The 19,639-nt window shown below is 51.9% G+C and carries 23 protein-coding genes and 1 riboswitch; of the genes, 4 read left to right on the top strand and 19 right to left on the bottom strand.

Going from position 1 to position 19,639, the window contains the following annotated elements:
- Positions 1-13: 13 nt before the first annotated feature.
- Complete coding sequence (gene ribD, locus P0X86_RS11785) at positions 14-1,114, bottom strand: bifunctional diaminohydroxyphosphoribosylaminopyrimidine deaminase/5-amino-6-(5-phosphoribosylamino)uracil reductase RibD (RefSeq protein WP_096773257.1); 1,101 nt, start codon at positions 1,112-1,114, stop codon at positions 14-16.
- Between the two features lie 267 nt (positions 1,115-1,381).
- Positions 1,382-1,565: riboswitch (FMN riboswitch) on the bottom strand.
- Between the two features lie 200 nt (positions 1,566-1,765).
- Here ribD and P0X86_RS11780 point away from each other — a divergent pair.
- Positions 1,766-2,167: an acyl-CoA thioesterase gene (locus P0X86_RS11780; RefSeq protein ID WP_192572484.1), complete on the top strand. Its 402-nt coding sequence runs from the start codon at positions 1,766-1,768 to the stop codon at positions 2,165-2,167.
- 75 nt (positions 2,168-2,242) lie between these two features.
- On the opposite strand, the gene P0X86_RS11775 is transcribed toward P0X86_RS11780, so the two are convergent.
- From P0X86_RS11775 to P0X86_RS11700, 16 genes are all read right to left on the bottom strand, one after another.
- Positions 2,243-2,674, bottom strand: coding sequence for a peptidylprolyl isomerase (locus P0X86_RS11775; protein ID WP_009595227.1), 432 nt, complete (start codon positions 2,672-2,674; stop codon positions 2,243-2,245).
- Positions 2,675-2,878: 204 nt separating this feature from the next.
- Complete coding sequence (gene lysA / locus P0X86_RS11770) at positions 2,879-4,210, bottom strand: diaminopimelate decarboxylase (protein ID WP_192572485.1); 1,332 nt, start codon at positions 4,208-4,210, stop codon at positions 2,879-2,881.
- 118 nt (positions 4,211-4,328) lie between these two features.
- Positions 4,329-5,963 (bottom strand): spore germination protein, encoded by a 1,635-nt coding sequence (locus P0X86_RS11765; protein ID WP_192572486.1) that lies wholly within the window; start codon positions 5,961-5,963, stop codon positions 4,329-4,331.
- 23 nt (positions 5,964-5,986) lie between these two features.
- Positions 5,987-6,415 (bottom strand): stage V sporulation protein AB, encoded by a 429-nt coding sequence (locus tag P0X86_RS11760; protein ID WP_192572487.1) that lies wholly within the window; start codon positions 6,413-6,415, stop codon positions 5,987-5,989.
- The gene (locus tag P0X86_RS11755; protein WP_015734486.1) at positions 6,412-7,056 is read right to left on the bottom strand and encodes a stage V sporulation protein AA; all 645 of its coding nucleotides are present in this window, start codon (positions 7,054-7,056) and stop codon (positions 6,412-6,414) included. Before P0X86_RS11755 ends, P0X86_RS11760 begins: the two co-directional genes overlap by 4 nt.
- 294 nt (positions 7,057-7,350) lie before the next feature.
- The gene (gene sigF / locus P0X86_RS11750; protein WP_009595135.1) at positions 7,351-8,106 is read right to left on the bottom strand and encodes an RNA polymerase sporulation sigma factor SigF; all 756 of its coding nucleotides are present in this window, start codon (positions 8,104-8,106) and stop codon (positions 7,351-7,353) included.
- An 11-nt stretch (positions 8,107-8,117) separates the two neighbouring features.
- On the bottom strand, positions 8,118-8,576 hold the full coding sequence (gene spoIIAB, locus P0X86_RS11745) for an anti-sigma F factor (protein WP_090910947.1): 459 nt from the start codon (positions 8,574-8,576) through the stop codon (positions 8,118-8,120).
- Positions 8,573-8,926, bottom strand: coding sequence for an anti-sigma F factor antagonist (gene spoIIAA / locus P0X86_RS11740; protein ID WP_009595152.1), 354 nt, complete (start codon positions 8,924-8,926; stop codon positions 8,573-8,575). The genes spoIIAB and spoIIAA overlap by 4 nt, the downstream gene beginning before the upstream one ends.
- A 91-nt stretch (positions 8,927-9,017) precedes the next feature.
- Positions 9,018-10,208, bottom strand: a complete 1,191-nt coding sequence (locus P0X86_RS11735; RefSeq protein WP_096773253.1) for a D-alanyl-D-alanine carboxypeptidase family protein — start codon at positions 10,206-10,208, stop codon at positions 9,018-9,020.
- A gap of 192 nt (positions 10,209-10,400) precedes the next feature.
- Positions 10,401-11,225, bottom strand: coding sequence for a purine-nucleoside phosphorylase (locus P0X86_RS11730; RefSeq protein ID WP_192572488.1), 825 nt, complete (start codon positions 11,223-11,225; stop codon positions 10,401-10,403).
- Positions 11,226-11,283: 58 nt separating this feature from the next.
- The gene (locus tag P0X86_RS11725; protein ID WP_145035528.1) at positions 11,284-12,168 is read right to left on the bottom strand and encodes a site-specific tyrosine recombinase; all 885 of its coding nucleotides are present in this window, start codon (positions 12,166-12,168) and stop codon (positions 11,284-11,286) included.
- A 40-nt stretch (positions 12,169-12,208) separates the two neighbouring features.
- On the bottom strand, positions 12,209-12,442 hold the full coding sequence (locus P0X86_RS11720) for a YqzK family protein (protein ID WP_009595237.1): 234 nt from the start codon (positions 12,440-12,442) through the stop codon (positions 12,209-12,211).
- Positions 12,443-12,782: 340 nt separating this feature from the next.
- The gene (gene fur, locus P0X86_RS11715; protein ID WP_006209405.1) at positions 12,783-13,247 is read right to left on the bottom strand and encodes a ferric iron uptake transcriptional regulator; all 465 of its coding nucleotides are present in this window, start codon (positions 13,245-13,247) and stop codon (positions 12,783-12,785) included.
- 109 nt (positions 13,248-13,356) lie between these two features.
- Positions 13,357-13,980, bottom strand: coding sequence for a stage II sporulation protein M (gene spoIIM, locus P0X86_RS11710; RefSeq protein WP_096773250.1), 624 nt, complete (start codon positions 13,978-13,980; stop codon positions 13,357-13,359).
- An 89-nt stretch (positions 13,981-14,069) separates the two neighbouring features.
- Positions 14,070-15,284: an endonuclease Q family protein gene (locus P0X86_RS11705; protein WP_277748555.1), complete on the bottom strand. Its 1,215-nt coding sequence runs from the start codon at positions 15,282-15,284 to the stop codon at positions 14,070-14,072.
- Between the two features lies 1 nt (position 15,285).
- Positions 15,286-15,867 carry an NUDIX domain-containing protein gene (locus P0X86_RS11700; protein WP_009595101.1) on the bottom strand — a complete coding sequence of 194 codons (582 nt, stop codon included), beginning with the start codon at positions 15,865-15,867 and terminating at the stop codon, positions 15,286-15,288.
- Positions 15,868-15,961: 94 nt separating this feature from the next.
- Here P0X86_RS11700 and mciZ point away from each other — a divergent pair, with 94 nt between their 5' ends.
- Both mciZ and P0X86_RS11690 read left to right on the top strand, forming a co-directional pair.
- Positions 15,962-16,126: a Z-ring formation inhibitor MciZ gene (mciZ, locus tag P0X86_RS11695; protein ID WP_096773248.1), complete on the top strand. Its 165-nt coding sequence runs from the start codon at positions 15,962-15,964 to the stop codon at positions 16,124-16,126.
- 99 nt (positions 16,127-16,225) lie between these two features.
- Positions 16,226-17,437 (top strand): tetratricopeptide repeat protein, encoded by a 1,212-nt coding sequence (locus P0X86_RS11690; protein WP_277748554.1) that lies wholly within the window; start codon positions 16,226-16,228, stop codon positions 17,435-17,437.
- 67 nt (positions 17,438-17,504) lie between these two features.
- Here the strand turns inward: P0X86_RS11690 and P0X86_RS11685 are convergent, their stop codons facing one another.
- On the bottom strand, positions 17,505-18,635 hold the full coding sequence (locus tag P0X86_RS11685) for a tripeptidase T (protein ID WP_090910956.1): 1,131 nt from the start codon (positions 18,633-18,635) through the stop codon (positions 17,505-17,507).
- Positions 18,636-18,748: 113 nt separating this feature from the next.
- Here P0X86_RS11685 and prli42 point away from each other — a divergent pair, with 113 nt between their 5' ends.
- Positions 18,749-18,850: a stressosome-associated protein Prli42 gene (gene prli42 / locus P0X86_RS11680; RefSeq protein ID WP_015734477.1), complete on the top strand. Its 102-nt coding sequence runs from the start codon at positions 18,749-18,751 to the stop codon at positions 18,848-18,850.
- 31 nt (positions 18,851-18,881) lie between these two features.
- On the opposite strand, the gene lipB is transcribed toward prli42, so the two are convergent.
- Positions 18,882-19,562, bottom strand: a complete 681-nt coding sequence (gene lipB, locus P0X86_RS11675; RefSeq protein ID WP_277748553.1) for a lipoyl(octanoyl) transferase LipB — start codon at positions 19,560-19,562, stop codon at positions 18,882-18,884.
- Positions 19,563-19,639 lie beyond the last annotated feature (77 nt).

Genomic DNA, 19,639 nt, shown 5'->3' with positions numbered 1-19,639 from the left:
CCTTTCTCGCTCCTTATTTCCAGACCGGAATGCCGGTGACGTAGATATTGTCGCCCAGTCTTTCGGTCTCAAGTCCTGTCAGCGAAATCGCTTGGTTCATCTGTTCATAACCGCTGAACATGTAATTTCCCGGCGCATCATACCCGCCGATGATTTTGGGGGCGATAAACTGGATGAGCCGGTCCACCAGCTTCTGCTCCAGCATCGAGCCATTAAGCGTACCGCCGCCTTCCAGCAATATCGAGGCGACCCCCTTTTGTCCCAGTTGCAGCAGCGCTCCCTTTAGATCCACCCGCGGTCCAGGTCCGCAGGGGATGACCTGAGCACCAAGCTCTTCCAACTCGGACCGCTTCGTAACATCCGCCTGCTCCGTCGTCAAGATCCAGGTGGGCGCCAATCCGTCTGACACGACATGGCTGTCGAGCGGTATCCTCAGGCTCGAATCCACGATGATCCTGACCGGGTGGAGCCCCTCAACGCCAAGCCGGGTCGTCAGGCTCGGGTTATCCGCGATAACCGTAGACACGCCGACCATGATGCCTTGATGGCGATGGCGCAGCGTATGCACAAGCTCCCGGGATTTTTCATTGGAGATCCACTTGCTGTCCCCGGTTTTCGATGCGATCTTGCCGTCCAGCGTGCTCGCCGTCTTTAACGTCACGAAGGGCCGGCCCGTCGTAATGAATTTAATAAAAGCTTCGTTCAGGCGAAGAGCGCGATCTTTAAGGATACCCGTTTCAACCTCGATTCCCGCTGCGCGCAGCATCTGAATCCCTCTGCCCGCCACGAGGGGATTCGGGTCCTCGCAGGCCACAACCACCCGCCGAACGCCCTCGGCGATAAGCCTCTCGCTGCAAGGCGGCGTAGCGCCGTAGTGACTGCAGGGCTCCAATGTCACGTACACGGTACTGCCTGCCGCTTTCGGCCCGGCCATATTCAGGGCATGAACCTCGGCATGCGGCGTTCCGCGTTCCAAATGCGTGCCCACCCCGGCGAGAGCGCCGTCCTTAACGACGACGCAGCCGACTACCGGGTTGATCCCGGTTTGGCCCTGCGCACGTTCAGCCAGATCCAGCGCAAGTGACATATAGAATTCATCGTTGACGATATCCATGCTAAACATGCCCCTTTCCCAACGTTCATACAAAAAAGCCCGGCCAAAGATTCCGAAGAATCCTTAACAGGGCTTGATGGAAGTTAATCATTGACACGATAAATAACCGTCATGAATGCAGATTTCGAGTATAACAAGCGACCCAAATCCGTAACAGGCGACACCAAAAAAACGCCGTCACAGCTTTGAATCGCATGTGAAAACCTGCACATAACGCATGTCACGCTGTGCGCAAAGACACAATAACATGTGCTGCTTATGTGTCTCTCACTCCTTCTCCCATCCAGACTATACTGTCGGTCCCGGATTTGCACCAGGTCCACCGCATACGATGTGTAACGTCACATTCATATCCGGGTCACGGACTAAGACGCAGCACTCTGCTTCGATAAGCTCAATAACTGCGTTCATCACCGCCGGTAGGGAATTTCACCCTGCCCCGAAGGATTAAACCTATGAAATTGTTTGATCTTATGAAGAATCTTATCACCCCCTTTTGAAAATTGCAAGAAAAATCAACTAACTTTTTTAAAGCACATAACTTTAATGCTGTCATTAGCATGGACTTTTGAAGGAGAATGCTTCCCGAAGGGAGAACAGTTAAGTAGGGTAGCAAGGAGATAAGTAGCAGTTGAAAAGGAGCGAGCCACGATGAAAACTTCGCTGGACATTATCGTCCGTCCCACGGAGATCGACGTCAACGGACATGTAAACAATGCAAAATACCTCGAATACCTGGAGTGGGGTCGGGAGGAATGGTACGAAGCGGGAGATCTGCGGTATGATGTGCTGAAACGGCTCGGGGTCCAGACCGTCACCGTCAATATTAATATCAATTACCGCAAGGAGTGCGGCCAAGGCGAACGGCTGACCGTCGTGACGGAACCCGAATCCATGGGCCGCACGAGTTACGTCATGGCCCAGCGGATATACAACGAACAGCATGAGCTTTGCGCGGATGCCATCGTTACCAGCGTGGCGATGGATGTAACCTCACGTAAAAGCCGGCCCGTCCCCGAAGAACTCCGCCGATTGTTCCCAGCCCCTGCGTAATCCGCCCTTTGCCGCGGCCATAAAAAACAGGCTCACCTCTGAGGGTGAGCCTGTTTTTGCATGAAGCTGAATGTATTATGCTTCGTACACTTCTACTTTTTCCATTTTGTCGCGGCCTTTGAATGCATCCACATACTCCATGCCTTCAACGACTTTGCCAAATACGGTATGTTGTCCGTCCAAATGAGGCTGCGGCTCGTAGCACACGTAGAACTGACTTCCGCCGGTGTTCCGGCCGGCATGCGCCATGGCCAAGCTTCCGCGCTCGTGCTTGTTAGGATTGATCTCGCAATTAATGGTATAACCCGGTCCGCCGGTCCCCGTTCCCTGCGGACATCCGCCTTGAGCGACGAATCCAGGAATTACGCGGTGAAATACCAGACCGTTATAGAAGCCGGAGTTGGCCAATTTCTCAAAATTAGCTACCGTGTTCGGTGCATCGTTCTCGAACAGGTCGAGCACAACCTCTTTGCCGTTTTCCAAGGTGATCTTCGCTTTTTTTGCCATATGTGTGTATCTCCTTCCGTTATCTCAAACGCTTTTATCGATTTTTTTACAATGCAAGTTATAGTTTACTATGAATTGAGCTTCGAAGCAAAACGAACTTGTCCCCGTCCTCGCGATGATATCCAACGGAAGGCAGGACGAAGAGCCCTGACCGCAGCCGAAGGCTATGGCGGGCTCTTCCTATCCAGAGACATTGGCGTCTTATCAACTCGTAACGGTTTCTTTTGTTACACCCGCCGGCACGACATCGTTGCTGATGATATCGGCAAGCGATTCGCGGCGAACGACCAGGTTGCTTTGCCCATCCTTCACGAATACGACCGCAGGCTTGCGGATCCGGTTGTAGTTGCTGGCCATGGAATAGTTGTATGCGCCCGTGCAGGACACCGCCAGCAGATCGCCCGTTTCAACCTTCGGAAGCTCCAGGTCCCAAATCAGCATGTCTCCGCTCTCGCAGCACTTGCCGGCAATGGATACCGTTTCTTCCGGCTCTTCTTTAGCCCGGTTTGCAAGCAGCGCTTCGTATTTCGACTCGTAGAGCGCCGGACGCGGATTGTCCGTCATGCCGCCGTCGACGGCAACATATTTGCGCACTCCGGGAATATCCTTGCTGGTTCCCACCGTGTAGAGCGTGGTACCTGCGTCACCGACGATGCTCCGACCCGGTTCCACCCAAATTTCAGGAAGCTCGGAACCAAGGCCCGCAAAATGGTTCTTTACCGCATCCGTAATCGCTTTTACATATTGGGATACTTGAAGCGGCGTATCTCCATCCACGTAGCGGATACCGAATCCGCCGCCCAGGTTCACGACCTTGAACACGACGCCCAGGTCTTCTTTTACGGAAGCTGCAAATTCAGCTACGCGCTGAACAGCCATCTGGAAGCCTTCCACCTCAAAAATCTGGGAACCGATGTGGGAATGAATGCCCATGAGATGAATATTCGCCTGTGCTTCCGCAAGCTGCACCGCTTCGTACGCAGAGCCGTTGCCGATATCAAAGCCGAACTTGGAATCGGTTTGTCCTGTCGAGATATATTCATGCGTATGCGCCTCGACGCCCGGTGTCACGCGAAGCAAAATGTTGACCTTGCGGTTCTTCTCGGCAGCGATGGCCTGCAGCATATGCAGTTCGATCACGTTATCGACAACGAAACAGCCGATTTCGGCATCCAGCGCCATCTCGATCTCTTCCGGCGTCTTATTATTTCCGTGGAAATGAATCCGATCCGCCGGGAATCCGGCCTGAAGCGCCGTGTACAGCTCTCCGTCGGAAACAACGTCGAGCGACATGCCTTCCTCGTCGGCCAATCGGCACATGGCCATAACGCAGAACGCCTTGCTTGCATACGCGACTTGGAACTTCAAACCGGAAGCCTTAAAGGCCTCGATGTATTCCCGGCAGCGGTTGCGAACCGACTGCTCGTCTACGATATATAGTGGTGTTCCATATTGAGCTTTCAAATCGGATGTGTCACACCCGCCGATTTCCAAATGCCCCTGATCGTTAATCTTGCTTGTACCGTGTAAAAACATGCTTACAATTCCTCCGATCCATTGTTTCAAAAATAGGGTAATCGAATAATTGTTCACAGTATAGCAGACAACGGAAGGTAATCAAAATGGATTTTTCAACACAACATTTGTGTTATTGTTAGTGCTCGCCCCTCGGATTCATTTCCGGGCCCATTTTCGTGTTGTCACGCGTTTTGTTGAGAGCCGGGCGTCTTCTTGACAGAAGCAGCGGTTTGCGGAATAAAATTTCGCCCATCGCTTTTGCACTAAATGGTATAAACGGCCATAAATAAGACGAGTTATAGGAACGGTGGGTCGTCAGAAGCAGAATTAGAAGCGTCGTCCCGATGACAAAACCCTTCACCCCGAACAAGGCTGTGACAAGCAGCAGGACCAGCCTGACCATCCGGTTCGCCAGCCCCAGCTCATAGCTTGGAGTCGCAAACATCCCTATGGAGGCAACCGCCATATACAAGACAACCTCGTTGACAAACAATCCGGTTTTAACGGCAATATCGCCGATCAAAATCGCAGCGATCAAGCCCATTGCCGATGCGAGCGGCGTCGGTGTATGAACCGCGGCCAAACGGAGCAAATCCACGCCGAATTCCACGATCAGAAACTGCAGAATAATGGGGATTTTCGCATTCTCCTGCGGACCGATGATATCGAGTCCCGGCGGCTTCAATTCAGGATGTACAACCAGCAGCATCCACAAAGGGAGCAGGAACATGGAAGCAAAAATGCCTATAAATCGTATCCAGCGAAGATAGGTCCCCATAAACGGGGTCTGGCGATTCTCTTCCGCATGCTGACAGAGATCCAGGAAGGTGGTCGGCATGATCATCACACTCGGCGAAGTATCCACCATAATGACGATCCGACCTTCCAGCAGATGGGAAGAGACCACGTCCGGACGCTCCGAATAACGGACCAGCGGATAGGGGTGCCAGCCCTTGTTTACAATCGCTTCCTCCAGCTGCTTGTCGCCAAGAGGGAGCCCCTCCAAATCGATTTCCTGGATTTTCTTCCGGATGGCTTCTACCTGGGTACGGTCGGCTACGTCATCGATGAAGACCAAACTGACGTCCGTTCTCGTACGCCTTCCCACCTTGATGATCTCCACATGCAGTCCCGGATCACGAACCCGTCTCCGCACGAGGTTAACGTTCGTCACCAGCGTCTCCGTAAACCCGTCCCTGGCGCCTCGAACAACGCGTTCGACAGCCGGCTCTTCGAGTCCCCGTACGGGATATTTCCGGGTGTCCAGGATGATGGCGGAATGCGCATCCTCGATGAACAGCGCGCATAGGCCTGACAGAACCTCGTCAATCACCTTGCTGAGCCTGGTGTCCCGCTCCACCTGTACATGGGGAATATAGCGGTTCATGATTTCGGAAAGCGCGTGGTTGTTAACGTCGTCTGGCGTCAGGTACGTCAATCTTGTCAAAATTTCCGTCACCACGACATCGTTGGTGAACCCGTTTAGAAAGAGAAGCCCCGCATTTCTGCCGGCAAAGTTCATCTCGCGGAATACCACGTCAAACGAAACACCAAGGCCGATCACTTCCTTAAGCGTTTCTTTCAGTACGCTCAGCTTCGCGGGAACATCGTCCGTTTGCTGCCAATAAATAACGGATTCCTTGGTGCTGTCGGAGGTTTCCGCCTCCCTCTTCTCCTTCAGCGCTTCTTCCTCCAGCGCTTTGATCTCCGATGGAGGAATGATCGGAATCCCGGCCTCCAGTTCGCCGCCATGCGTTGTTTTCTCGTCCATAACCTACCTCCTAGCCATAACTGTCACTTGCTGTAAACAAACCAGTCGAACAGGGAACCCGCTACCTTGCCTGCCACCATGGCCATCAGAAGACCAAACAGATACCCCTTCAGCCGGAGCCGCTTGGCCAGAATCGGCAAGACATTCAATACTTCCGTCAGTGCGGCTGCCAGCATGCCGATAAATATTCCGCACATCAGTCCGATTATGGTACTCACGACCGGTCCCAAAGGAACGGACCATCTCCAGAAATCGGCCACCGTGCCAATGAAGGATCCCGTTATCAATGCTCCTTCGTACCAATGCACCCGGCTGTAAGTCGCCGTCAACTGGGACAATCTCGGTATGATGTCCAGCACGATGATGAGCGCAATCACGCCGCCGCCGACGGCGATGCCTCCGGCAACGCCGAGAACACAGGTAAATACCCCTTGCAGAATGGACAACATCATGGTTTTTCCCCCGTCGTATCGGCACTGGCGTTCATTTTCCGGTATTCCTCGGCAACCACGAACTGATCCAGATTTTCCTGATAGAGGTACATTTCCACCTCCAGCGGGGTCGGTTCTTCATTCCATTTTTTCTTGAACAAATGATTGAAGAACACCGTCATGCCGAATCCGAGCCCCAGAGAGTAAGCGATCTGGAACAAATAGGGATGCTCATCTCGTTTTCCCGTCACCATTTCGACAATCCGGATCTGGACCTCAAGCATGTTGACGTCTGCATGAAAGTTCATGATGGTGAGCGCAGAACCGAAAAACAAGAGCAGCCAAATAAGCGGGAACCAAAGTCGGGATCGTTTGCTGTCCGGGCCGACAAGCTCCACCAGGGTATGATGGTTACCCATCGGTTCAATATGGGCGCCCGGAATCAACCCTTGTATCTTCGGAATGATTTGAATCAGATCCATGACAAGACGGTTGCCGTCGATATCCTTCGGCTGAGTCAACGGCAGGGCTCTGAGCCGTTTCTCCCATTCGGGCTCACAGACTATGAAGGCGACATCACCTAGTTTGACGGTCTGGTCTCTCGGCAGCCGTATTCGGCTCCGCAGCTGCAGAAACACCGTCGGAGTGGGATTAACCTTCATCCGAAACACTCCTTTACTGCTAAATTACCGTTAGTATGGGAAATTGCCATCGTTTCTACTCGGATTTACCATACTTTCTTTAATCGCCGGACCGGCCAGGGCCGTTATACACAAAAACAAGCTAATCAACCATCGACATCTCACTTAGAAGACAGGCCCTCTTTAGGGAAAGTTCGTCAAGTGAGATAAAGGTGGAAGACGCTGAAGTGGCTAAGTCTTATTTCCGCAAGAAAGCGCCGTCCCAGAAGGACGGCGCTTTCTTTGTGCAGGCTTTAGGATACGGTATAGATCCCGCTACTGCGCGATCTCGTTTCGAATGCTCTGCAATATTTTTTTCTCGAGCCGCGATACCTGCACCTGGGATATACCCAGCCGGGTGGCAACTTCCGACTGCGTCTGATCCCGGTAGTACCTTAGATATACAATGAGCCGCTCCCGTTCGGTCAAGCCCCCTATCGCTTCGTTCAAGGCCAGCTTGTCAAACCATCGTTCCTGCGAATCATCGGCAATCTGATCCATTAGCGTGATGGGATCCCCGTCATTTTCAAATACGGTCTCATGAATCGAGGTTGGCGGTTTGTTCGCCTCCTGGGCAAACACCACTTCCTCGGGCGTTACCCCCAGCTCTTCGGCAACCTCTTTCACCGTGGGAAGACGATCGAGCTGCTTGGACAGCTCGTCCCGCTTCTTCCTGACTTTGTTGGCCATCTCCTTAAGCGAACGGCTGACCTTCAGAGTCCCGTCGTCCCTTAAGAAACGCTGAATTTCACCGATAATCATCGGTACGGCATAGGTAGAGAACTTTACGTCATAACTGAGATCGAACTTGTCCACGGATTTGAGGAGACCGATACAGCCGATCTGAAACAGATCATCCGGCTCATACCCCCGGTTCATAAACCGTTGAACGACAGACCAGACAAGACGAATATTACAGTTGACGAGCGTGTCCCGGGCGACATTATCCCCGCTTTGGCTAAGTGCAATGAGTCGTTTGACCTCCGCGTCGTCCAAATAAGTCTGCGAAGTTTTCTTCACATCGGCATCCATTTGTCCAACCCCTAATTATATAAAGCTTTCTTAGATTCGATCCTCTTTTTCATTTTGATCGACGTACCGCTGCCTGGTTCGCTGACCACTTCGAATTCGTCCATGAAATTTTCCATGATGGTGAATCCCATGCCGGATCGTTCCAGCTCCGGCTTCGAGGTATACAGCGGCTGCTTCGCCATCTCCAAATCTTCGATCCCGTGGCCGGAATCTTCGATGCGCAGCGTGATCATATCCCCGTCAATCGAGGCTTCAATCTTGACGACCCCTTCCGGGTCGCTGTCGTAACCATGGATGATGCTGTTCGTGACGGCCTCGGAAACCACCGTTTTCAGATCGTTCAGCTCATCCATGTTGGGATCCATCTGGGAGATGAATGCAGCCACGGCGACACGGGCAAAGGATTCGTTTTCCGACTTAGCGGCAAACTGCAGCGACATAAAATTATGCTGTGCTCTTCCTTCACTCATGACACTACCTCCAGACCCGAGAGTGCCGTGCCCTCGTTCTCGTATATCGGCATGATTTTGAACAGCCCCGACATGTCAAGCAAGCGGTAAACCTGCGGCTTGACATCGCACACCGCCATCTTTCCGCCCTTTTGCTTGATGAATTTATAGCGTCCCAGAATGACTCCCAGCCCTGAGCTGTCCATAAAATCCAAGTCTTTTAAGCTCAGCACCAAGTGCTCTGTTTGACGTCTCTGAATGGCTTCATCCAGCTGCATCCGGACATGATCGGCCGTATGATGATCCAGCTCGCCGGACAGACGGACGATCAGAACATGCCTGTGATGCTCCATATCAACATGCAGATTCATGTTTGTTCACTCTCCTCCCTGACATGAACAAGGATTTCTACATTCGAAAAAGACATTCCTGCATCACGACAAAACTAGAAGAAAACTCCCATTAATCTACATGAAACAACTTGCCGGTTGTCCGTTTGAACAGCTTCCAGAATCCTGCCTTTTCCACCTCGACAGGCGACGTCAGCTCGAACTCCTTCACGAGCTGTTCCCCCTGATAGACAGACAGCTTGCCGATGACTTGTCCTGCGGCTACCGGTGCCTTCACGTTCGGATCCAACTGAATCTCATGACGGATGTCCGGATTCTTTACGCCTTTCTTGACAAGCACGCTGTAGTCTTTTTCCGCTTGAATCGAGATCTCGGGCACGTTGCCCTTTTGCACCTTCACGATACCGAGCACTTCGCCAGGCTTATAGATGGAGTGCATCGTGTATTGGGAAAAGGCATAATCAAACATGCGCGACACTTCATTGTTCCGCGTCTTGGTGTCCGGAGCCCCCATGACAACCGCTACAGCGCGCAGCCCGTCCCGTTTGGCCGTTGCCGATAAACAGAACTTGGCTTCGGACGTATACCCGGTTTTCAATCCGTCCGCGCCCGTGTAGAACCGCACCAGCTTGTTCGTATTGACCAGCCAGAAGGGTTTCTCCGAATCTTTGCGCAAGTAATCCTGATAAGCGCCGGTATATTTGGTGATCTGGTCGTATTTCAGCAATTCCCTGCTCATGACCGCTATGTCATGGGCCGATGTATAATGATTCTCTGCAGGAAGTCCGTTGCAGTTCACGAAATGCGTATCTTTCATTCCGAGCTCCGCCGCTTTCTCGTTCATCATTTTCACGAAGCCTTCTTCCGAGCCGGCAATCTTCTCCGCCATCGCAACGGAAGCATCATTGCCCGATGCCATGGCAATGCCTTTGAGCATCTCGTCCACGGTCATTTCCTCGCCGGGCTCAAGAAAAATCTGGGATCCGCCCATGGATGCCGCATATTCGCTGGTGCGCACCTTATCGGTCCACTTCAATTGTCCTTCATCGATGGCTTCCATCGTAAGCAGCATCGTCATTACCTTGGTGATGCTGGCCGGAGGCAGCTTATCATGGCTGTTTTTCTCGTAAATAATGGTTCCGGTATCCGCATCCAGCAATATAGCGGAACGGGCACTTGGCGCCAGCTCCTCTTGAGATGATCCTCCGCCGGGTTTGCTATTTTCTTCCGCATAACTTGGTACAGCTGCACTGGATAATCCCACGGCTAGAACCAGAAATCCAGCGATTAACGCTTTTTTCACTTCCGTCCCCTCCTGACATTCGTAATGGCATCCCGCTGTACGCGGGTCTGCTATTCATTGTCGTCAGGTTGAAAACAAATTATTCCAGTATTTTACGGAAAATTGTTGCCATTCTCTAAAAGGACATAACAAAGAGGCTGGGCTTCTTGCAGATGTAAATCTGCGAAAAGCCCAGCCTCATGCTAACAACCATTACATCTTGGGAATGATGGCCATAACGAGCGCCAGGAATTTCTCACGGACCTTCTCCGCTGTTTCCATCACTTCGTCATGGGATAGCGGCTGATCCAGTATGCCCGCAGCCATGTTGCTGATGCAGGAGATGCCCAGCACCTCAAGCCCCGCATGCCTTGCTACAATGACCTCGGACACGGTGGACATGCCTACCGCGTCCGCACCGAGCGTGCGCAGCATGACAATCTCGGCCGGCGTTTCATAAGTCGGTCCCAGCAAACCTGCGTAAACGCCTTCTCTCAGCACGATGCCCTGACCCACGGCGACTTCTTTTGCCAATTGGCGAAGTTGACGGCTGTAAGCCTGGGACATGTCCGGAAAGCGTACGCCAAGCGCCGGATCGTTAGGCCCGATTAACGGGTTGGTTCCTGTCATGTTCAGATGATCGGAGATCAGCATGAGGTCGCCCGGCTCGAAGGACGTGTTGATGCCGCCGGCCGCATTGGTAACAAGCAGGCTCTTTACGCCAAGCTCCTTCATGACGCGTACCGGAAAAGCCGTCACTTCCGGGCCGTAGCCTTCGTACATGTGGAAGCGGCCCTTCATCAGGACGACAGGCCGGTCGTGGATCGTGCCCAGCAGCAGTTCGCCTTCATGTCCTTCCACCGTCGATAAGGGAAAATGAGGAATGTCCGTGTAAGCGATCGAAACCGGATTCTCAATCAATTCCGCCAACACGCCGAGCCCCGAACCCAAAATCAGGCCGACCTCGGGCTGGACGCCATTCTGCCCTCGTATGTATGCTGCTGCTTCCTTAATGCTTTGCTGATGGACTGAACTCATATTCATACCTCTCCTATTCTGATGATAAATTGTAGATTCCAGAGCCGGTAAGTCCGCCCTATGATCTCGGATGATAATGATCGTATACTTCCTTCATGCTTTTCTTGGCAGATTGATACATGCCGGTTGTGGACAATGCCGAGTGTCCCAGCATCTCCTGAACCGAACGCAAGTCCGCGCCGTTCCCCAGCAAATGCATAGCAAACGAATGCCGAAGGGTATGCGGCGTGATGTCCTCGTCAATATCGGCAAGCTTGCCATACTTTTTAATAATTTTCCAAAAACCCTGCCGTGTCAAGCGCGTTCCCAGCGAATTCAGGAATAACGCGTCTTCCCCGGCATCCCGCATCAGCTTGTCCCGCATATCTCGCACATAAAATGCAACGCTCTCGGCTGCAATGGGGGTGATCGGCAGAATACGCTCCTTCCCACCGGAAACCGCGCAGCGTAAAAAGCGCATCTCCAAATGGATGTCATGGATGGACAGATTCACCAATTCCGAGACCTTGATGCCCGAAGCGTACAGCAGCTCAAGCATCGCTTTGTCCCTGGCGCCCTGCGGGGTACCGGAATCCGGAGCCGACAGCAGCTTGTCCACCTGCTCCACGGTTAGCGACTTCGGCGGCTTCCGTTCCGGTTTCGGATTATCCAGCAGCTGAGTCGGATCCTGTACAATAACGGCTTGACGCACCAAATACTGAAAAAAGGAACGCAGGGAAGCCGTGCATCGAAGCAGGCTCGATGCCGCCTTCCCCTGCTGCCTCAACCTTCCCACATACAGCCCGAGCAGCGTTCGATTCACCTCCCGCGGATGGGTGACCTCCCTTTCAGCTGCAAATGCTAGGAATCCTTGAAGGTCGGCCCGATACGATGCTATCGTGCTTCGGGACAGTCCCTTCTCGTCCTCCAGGTATTGTACATATTCGTCCAGATATGGTTTCATGATCTTTTGCTCCTATTCCCGCGGCCCTTTGCAAGCACGATCACTCTCCGTACCAGTAATACAACCGGAGACGCTCGGCCGGCGAATAACGGGAGTCCATGGTGCTCTCCGGCTGAAAAGCCTTTACCGCTTGTCCCGAAGGCGCACGGTAAGGATCCACTGGCGTTAGCCAATCGCCTACCCATCCCAGCACGAAGTAAAAAAACATGGTCAACACGGCAAACATCGAAATAAAACGGATCAGTGAGCCTATTTTTCGAATAGATATAATCACTGGCAGCGCCTCTCTTTCACATGGCATCGATCGCTCAATTGAAAGCGGGTATTGCAGGTATCATTTCACGTAAAGCCTATGATACAAGCTGCAGGATTATGACGGCATCCCTCTTATCTCCGATCAGCCATTGGGCCCGGCGGTTATTCTGAAGAATAAAAAAAACGTCTAATCGACGTACTTGGATGATGTAAAAGTATAATTTGTGCTTAAAAGTGAACGATACGATAAGCGTGCATGAACCGCCTAATATAGTTAATTATCTAAAAAGCCCTCCCGGCTTACCGCCGTAGAGGGCTGCCGTGATGATCATCACTGCGGTTTGTTGAAAGATATAAAATTAGGATTTGTCCTGGTCATTCTTGCCCTTCTCTTTGCAACGGTAGCATATGCCATGGAAATCAAGCCGATGGTCATGAACGGTAAAGTTGAATTCTCGCTCTAACCGCTCTTCCAACGGACCGAGCCAATCCTCGCGTATTTCATCCATGCTTCCACATTGAGTACATATCAAATGATGATGGTGATGTTTCGAAGTATCCGTCCGCAAGTCGTAACGGGCGACACCATCGCCAAAATTTATCTTCTCTACAACATGAAGCTCACTGAGCAGCTCTAGGGTACGGTACACGGTTGCCAGACCGATCTCCGGAGCCTTCTCTTTCACGAGCATAAATACATCCTCTGCGCTAAGGTGGTCGTCTTCATTTTCCAACAATACGCTTACCGTGGCTTCCCGTTGGGGCGTTAATTTGTATCCTTGGGATTGTAGCTGCTGCTTAATTTTGTCGATCCGCGCTTCCATCGTTTCCCTCCCCCTTGGAAATCACTGCACGTTATTGTTCACTTCCTTCATTATAGGGGGATTTGACAAACAAAGTCAAACGGTTTTGCTTTATGGAAAAATTCGCGGATTATAGCAACATGGGCGTAACCCAGCGCATCATGGCGGGGGTTACCCAGGTTTCAAAGGAAGCGACCCCGAGCGTCAGCATGACCATGAAAAATGTCAGCATGGCATACGAAGCAAAAGGCTTCATCATGCTGCCTCCGCGATTCATGATAAATCGGTCCCTGATAATGTAGAGCGAGAAGGTGATGGCAGCTACGCTGCACATCATAAGCACCGGTATGATAAGCAAATTTTGCGGCGCAATCGAGACCAAGGCGAACAGCAGACCTTTCCATGAATACTGTCCCACCAGATAACCAACCGTAAACCCGATGAGAACCCCTTTTAGAAAATCCAATATCAATATTCCCGGGAGCCCGATGACGGACAATCCCAGAATCCATATCAAACCGATCCATTTCAGATGCAGGGCTGCGATGCTCCAGTAAGAAGACTGACTCATGGATTCTCCACCGTCCTGCACGTTAACAAAAAAGTGGTTTAAATAGCGGGCCATATCCTGCTGCTGCTCCAATGAAAGCGCATTGACCATCAACGCTCCAAACAGCACGCCCACTAAAAACAAGACGCCTACAAACACATAGAGCATCGTCTGATCCTTAAAGGCTTGGCGGAATGATTGCATAGAATAGAGTCTCCTTTCTGTGTCTCTACTCTACTCTATGACAATCGTCAGCTTTGTATGACCTGCTTGGTTGAAAGAGTTGACCCGATTTACCGGAGCACCTTCCCGTAAGAGCCTCCGCCGCCAGCCGATAAGGGCAGCGTCCCATTCCGGGCCATCACGATGCTTGCCGCGAGTCCCTCGCCGGCAACGGCCGCCAGCTCCGCTTCCGTAGCTTGATGAAGGATATTCATTTCGGTGCCGAAGGCGTCAAGCAGCTTCGACATGGAGGACTTCCCTAGACCCGGGATGAACTCTAGCGGAACCTGGTAGTGATACGAAGGTCGGCTCTCCGGCACCACGGGCTCCGTACGGTCAGCGATGTTCAAAATTCGGTCGAACACCCCTTGAACCAGCTTGGTACTGCCACAGTACGGGCATCGCACCAAATCATGAATGTCGCTCCCTTCATCCAGAATGCTGTCGCATCCCACGCAGTAGGTACGATGGTATTTTCCCAGTCTGGGATTCAGCCCATAGTTCGCACTGATTCTCCTCCCGTTGCTAGCCTGAAGCGCCTGCCGAAATTCTGCGAATGAAGGCTTGGCCATGTCGATCCGGTTGTATTCCCTGCCGATCTTCCCGAGGGAATGCGCATCCGAATTGGTCAAAAAGGAATAGGCATCCAGCTCGCTAATCCGTCCTGCCATCGAGGAATCGGCGCTGAGTCCAAGTTCGATGCCCGCGATCCCGTTCAGATCGAACACCTCGCTCATACGGTCAGCCATGCTGCCGTAAAGCCCCTTATGAGGCGTAAAGACATGAGCGGGTATCAGCAGCCCGCCGCGTGCCGTAATCTCTTGCTGCAGCTCCAGCGGACTGACATAGATGCGCTGGGAACTCAGCTGGACGTTTTTCATATATCCCGCCATCCAGCCGGTAAACTCCCGCATCGTGCCCAGGTCGGGAAAATAAACCAGCACATGGGCCGCGCCTCGGCCGCTTTCACGTATTTCAATCTCGCTGCCAAGCAGGATTACCGTATCCCGATACGCAATTCCGCCCCCGTCGATCTCCTGCATGACGCCGCTGTCCAAACACTGCAGAATGTCTTCCTGCACCGAAGGAGAATGGCAATCGATGATGCCGATCATCTGAATGCCTTTCCGCTCCGAAGCTTCGACGGCTATATTTTCAAAGGTCAGGTTGTTGCTTGCGCTTATTTTCACAGCTTGTCCGCTGCTTGTGCGACCGATATGAATATGCATGTCGCAGTAATAGGACTGAAGCTTCCCGGCCGAGACGTTCTCATCAGGATGCTGCATATCAGATCTTGCCCGTCAAGCTGTACATATTCCAAGCATAGACGGCGAGAATGGTCTTGGCATCGCTGATTCTCTCCTCTTGGATAAGGGAGTACGCCTCTTCCAGCGAGATTTCCATCATCTCTATGAACTCGTCCTCATCGGGGTTCATGTCGCCTCCGACCAGATCCTCTGCCAGGTACAAGTGAATGATCTCATCGGCAAACCCCGGAGATGTATAGAAGGAATGCAGTTTTCGGATCGAGCCGCACGTATAACCGGTTTCCTCCTGCAGTTCACGCTTGGCCGCTTCAAGCGGATCTTCCCCCCGCTCCAGCTTGCCGGCAGGGATTTCAACCTCACAGCGCCCAAGAGGCTGACGAAATTGATTGACGGCCAGCATTTTATCGTCTTTTAACGCAAGCACCGCTACGGCGCCGGGATGCCTGACAACCTCACGGGTTGCCGTCTGCCCATCGGGCAGTGTCACCGTATCGACCTGCAGCGATATGATTTTCCCTTCAAAAATAGATTGGGTGGACAAGGTGGTTTCTTCCAGCAATTTATCCGATGCTTCACGGGTCTTACTGCCGATATCGCTCACAAAATGACCTCCTTTGTTTAAAAACGGCATGGCGGACCATGCTAGTGCATAAGGTGTATTATATCAAAATTTCCAAGAAAGAAGGAAGCCGCCCATGAAAAGCTACAAAGGTGACCATTCGATACATTTGGTAGGACAGGCCTGGCAGATCCGGATTATGCTGAAGCAATGGCAGCAGCAATGGGGATCGGAAACGATGATTATGGATATTATTTCTAAGTCTTCTAAAAATATTTACGAAAATAGATCGAAAAATTAGTTCCTTAGACCTGTTTTTCGACTTTTTTCTATTTTTTTCGAATACGGACCATGACCTTTTCGCCTATTAGGGTGTTATATATCATTGGGAGGCTTCGACATGCGACAACTACCTATTATTGAAACCGATCCGATTACAAATCCACCTTCAACTGAATATGAGCGCGGAAAATGGTACAAAAAACGCGGGTATCTTGAAAAGGCTCTGAAAAGCTTCAAGGATGCTGCACAATCCGCAACAACCGATACGACGAGCTCGGGATGGAAGGAAGTCGATTTAAGCTGGCTTGAGTACGGGCTATTAAGCATGCGAATGCGTTCCTACGGCAAGGCCGAGGAGGCTTTCAGAACCGTCGCGCTTCATTCCGGTGCCCACGCCCAAGAGGCGCTGAATCAATGGGCCGCACTCCTGCTTCTGCAAGGAGTCCCGGATCAAACCATATGCGAACGGCTTTTGGACGAAACAAGCAGCTTTCCGGCATCCAATATCATGGTTGGCAGGTCTTTATATTATATCGGGGCTTACCCGTTTGCCTCCCGCTGCTTTGCTGAGCAGGGAAGTTTATATTCCGATACCTGTATCATGTACGTGACTTGCCTCATCATGACGGGTCAAACCTCTGAAGCCATGCAGTTCATAGACAGTTACCTTCGGGATTCCACCCGTGAGCCGCGGGAACTGCCGCGTCCGCAAGGATCCGAGATGGCTCAGCTAAGCCGAATCCGGCAGCTCTGCGAGTGGAGCGTCCAACATTCACTGCCTGACCGATTCATCGCCATGTCGGAGGCTTTGGAATTAGCTCGCACCGCCATATCGCTCAACATGATCTCCATCGCCGAACATCTGCTTGCCGATAGCGGCGAACGTGCTTATTATGCTCTTATCTGTTTTCTTTATGAGGAAGGCTACAAGGGACAGGCAATTTCAAAGTTGCATCAATTGGAAGCGCTGCCTCTCCAGGATCAAGACAGCTACAGCTTCAAGGTATGTTTCATAGCGGCTGAGCATTTGTATGATCTGGGTAATTATGACGAGGCCGCATCCATGCTTGAGCAGCTCAGACTCGCTTCTCCCGGGCATACGGAGGCTCGCTTCGGCGAAGCCGCTTGTTATTTGCAGTCCGCGTTGATCTCCCTTTCCGCCCGTCTTGAGGAGAGCTATTCCTCTGCATCGGCAAGGAAGGAAATCGAGTTATACCTCGACAACATTAATGCCGCATTGCATGTTGTCGAGAGCACGAACTGGCATACCACCTGGACGCCTGCCCAAAAAAGGGTGGAGACCTCCCCGACGATGTCATTCCTGAATTAGCTGAATCAAAAAGCCCGCAGCGGACATCGAGCATCCGCAACGGGCTTTATTTGATCCTCATCATCGACTACGCTTTGGCCGTTTCCTGGATAATTCCAACCACGATCTGCGCAGCCTTTACCAAATCAGAAGCTTGAATGCGCTCCTGCGTGGTATGAATGTCTTGATATCCAATCGCCAGATTGACGGTTGGAATGCCGAGGCCGTTAAAAATATTGGCGTCACTGCCGCCGCCGGACCGGAACGTACGGGTCGGCAAACCCAATCCGCCGATGGCTCGCTGCGCAAGCTGGACGACCTCGTCATGCTCATTGAAACTGAAGGCCGGATAAACGATCTCGCTAATGAACTCGCAATTGGCATTGTATTCACGAACCGTGGTTTCGAGCGCTTCACGCATATCGTTCACTTGCTTATCGACCTTTTCCTGAACGATGCTGCGTGCTTCGGCATCGATCTGAACAAAGTCGCACACGATATTCGTAGCGCCTCCGCCCTGGAATTTGCCGATGTTAGCCGTGGTCTCCTTATCGATGCGTCCGAGCTTCATTTTGGCAATGGCTTTGGACGCGACTTGAATGGCACTGATGCCGTCCTCCGGATTTACGCCGGCATGGGCAGACTTGCCTTTAATGATCATTTTGATCTTCGCCTGGGTCGGGGCGGCAACCGCGATCGAACCTAACTCCCCGTTGGAGTCCAGCGCAAAGCCGATATCCGCATCCAAAACATCGGGATTCAACGCCCGCGCTCCGACCAGCCCTGATTCTTCGCCTACCGTAATGACAAACTGGACTTGCCCGTGCGGAATGTTATTTTCCTGAATGACCCGAATGCCTTCCAGCAAAGCGGCGATGCCGGCTTTGTCGTCCGCCCCGAGGATGGTCGTTCCGTCGCTTCGGATCCAACCGTCATCGCCTAGAGTCGGTTTGATGCCTTTCCCGGGTGTTACGGTATCCATATGGCAGGTAAAAAGCAGCTTAGGCGCATGCTGGGCCGCCTCGTCCGCTTTCCAGGTAATAATCAGATTGCCTGCTCCGTGCCCCGTCTTTTCCTTGGCATCGTCTTCTATGATTTCGAAGCCGAGACCTGAAAATTTATGCTGGAGAACTTTCGAGATCTCTTCTTCATGTTTGGTTTCGCTATCCACTTGAACCAGTTCCATAAACTCTTGAATGATACGCTCTTCTGAGATCACTGGACTTCCCTCTCTTTCGCAGATACGATACAATGTCTGTATATCCATATCTAAACTAAATGATGCTGCTGCATGTATGTTCATCATTAAACTTATTCTAAAGGAGTTACACAATGCAACGTAAAAAGTGGTTTCGAATTGTGATCTATCTCATGCTGATTGCCATGGTCGGATCAACGCTTCTGGTTATCCTCGAGCCTTTGTTCCTTCGCTAACGCCAATACGCTACGCTAGGCAGCGAAGTTATTACAGCCAGTGAGCCTCATACGGAAATACCCGGGTGAAGTAAGGCACGATCTCCCGGGCTACTTCCTCTACCTCGAACTTCCGCCCCGTGCAATCCTCCAGAGAAGTTACGCCGAATTCCTGTATGCCGCATGGAATAATGCCCGAGAATCCCGCATCCGCGATCCCGGATTTAATGTTAAACGCAAAGCCATGGCTTGTCACAAACCCGCGATGCCGGCGGCATTTGTTGAATTTCACGCCGATGGCGCAGATCTTCGAATCCCCTACCCATACACCGGTGTACTCGGGTTTTCGGCCGGCGATGATGTCGTATGATGCCAAGTAATCGATGATGACCTGCTCCACGTCGCGCAGAAACCCGTGGAGGTTCAAATTCTTGCCGCCATCCAGCAGCAACAGCGGATACCCGACAAGCTGTCCGGGACCATGATATGTAATATCTCCGCCGCGATCGATTTCAAACAGGCCGATGCCCTGTTTCTCCAACTCCTCTTTGCTAAGCAGCAGGTGCTCCGGATGCCGCTGTGACCCCATCGTATAGGTCGGAGGATGTTGGAGGAGCATCAGACTCTCGTGACGCTCTCCCTGATCGATGGCGGAAACATGATTTTTTTGAAGCTCCCAAGCCATGCCGTAATCCACAATCGGCGTATACGATACTTCTAACGGTTTGTTCATGTGCTAACGCCTTCTTTCATAGAGTTCCCGCCAACCGATGAATCCCCTTCGATTGACTTGATATGAATAACGTCTGC

The organism is Paenibacillus sp. BR1-192 (assembly GCF_029542445.1).
Lineage (GTDB): Bacteria > Bacillota > Bacilli > Paenibacillales > Paenibacillaceae > Paenibacillus_AQ > Paenibacillus_AQ lautus_A.
Note: the sequence above shows the minus strand (reverse complement) of the source record. Positions and strands in the feature narration are given on the sequence as shown.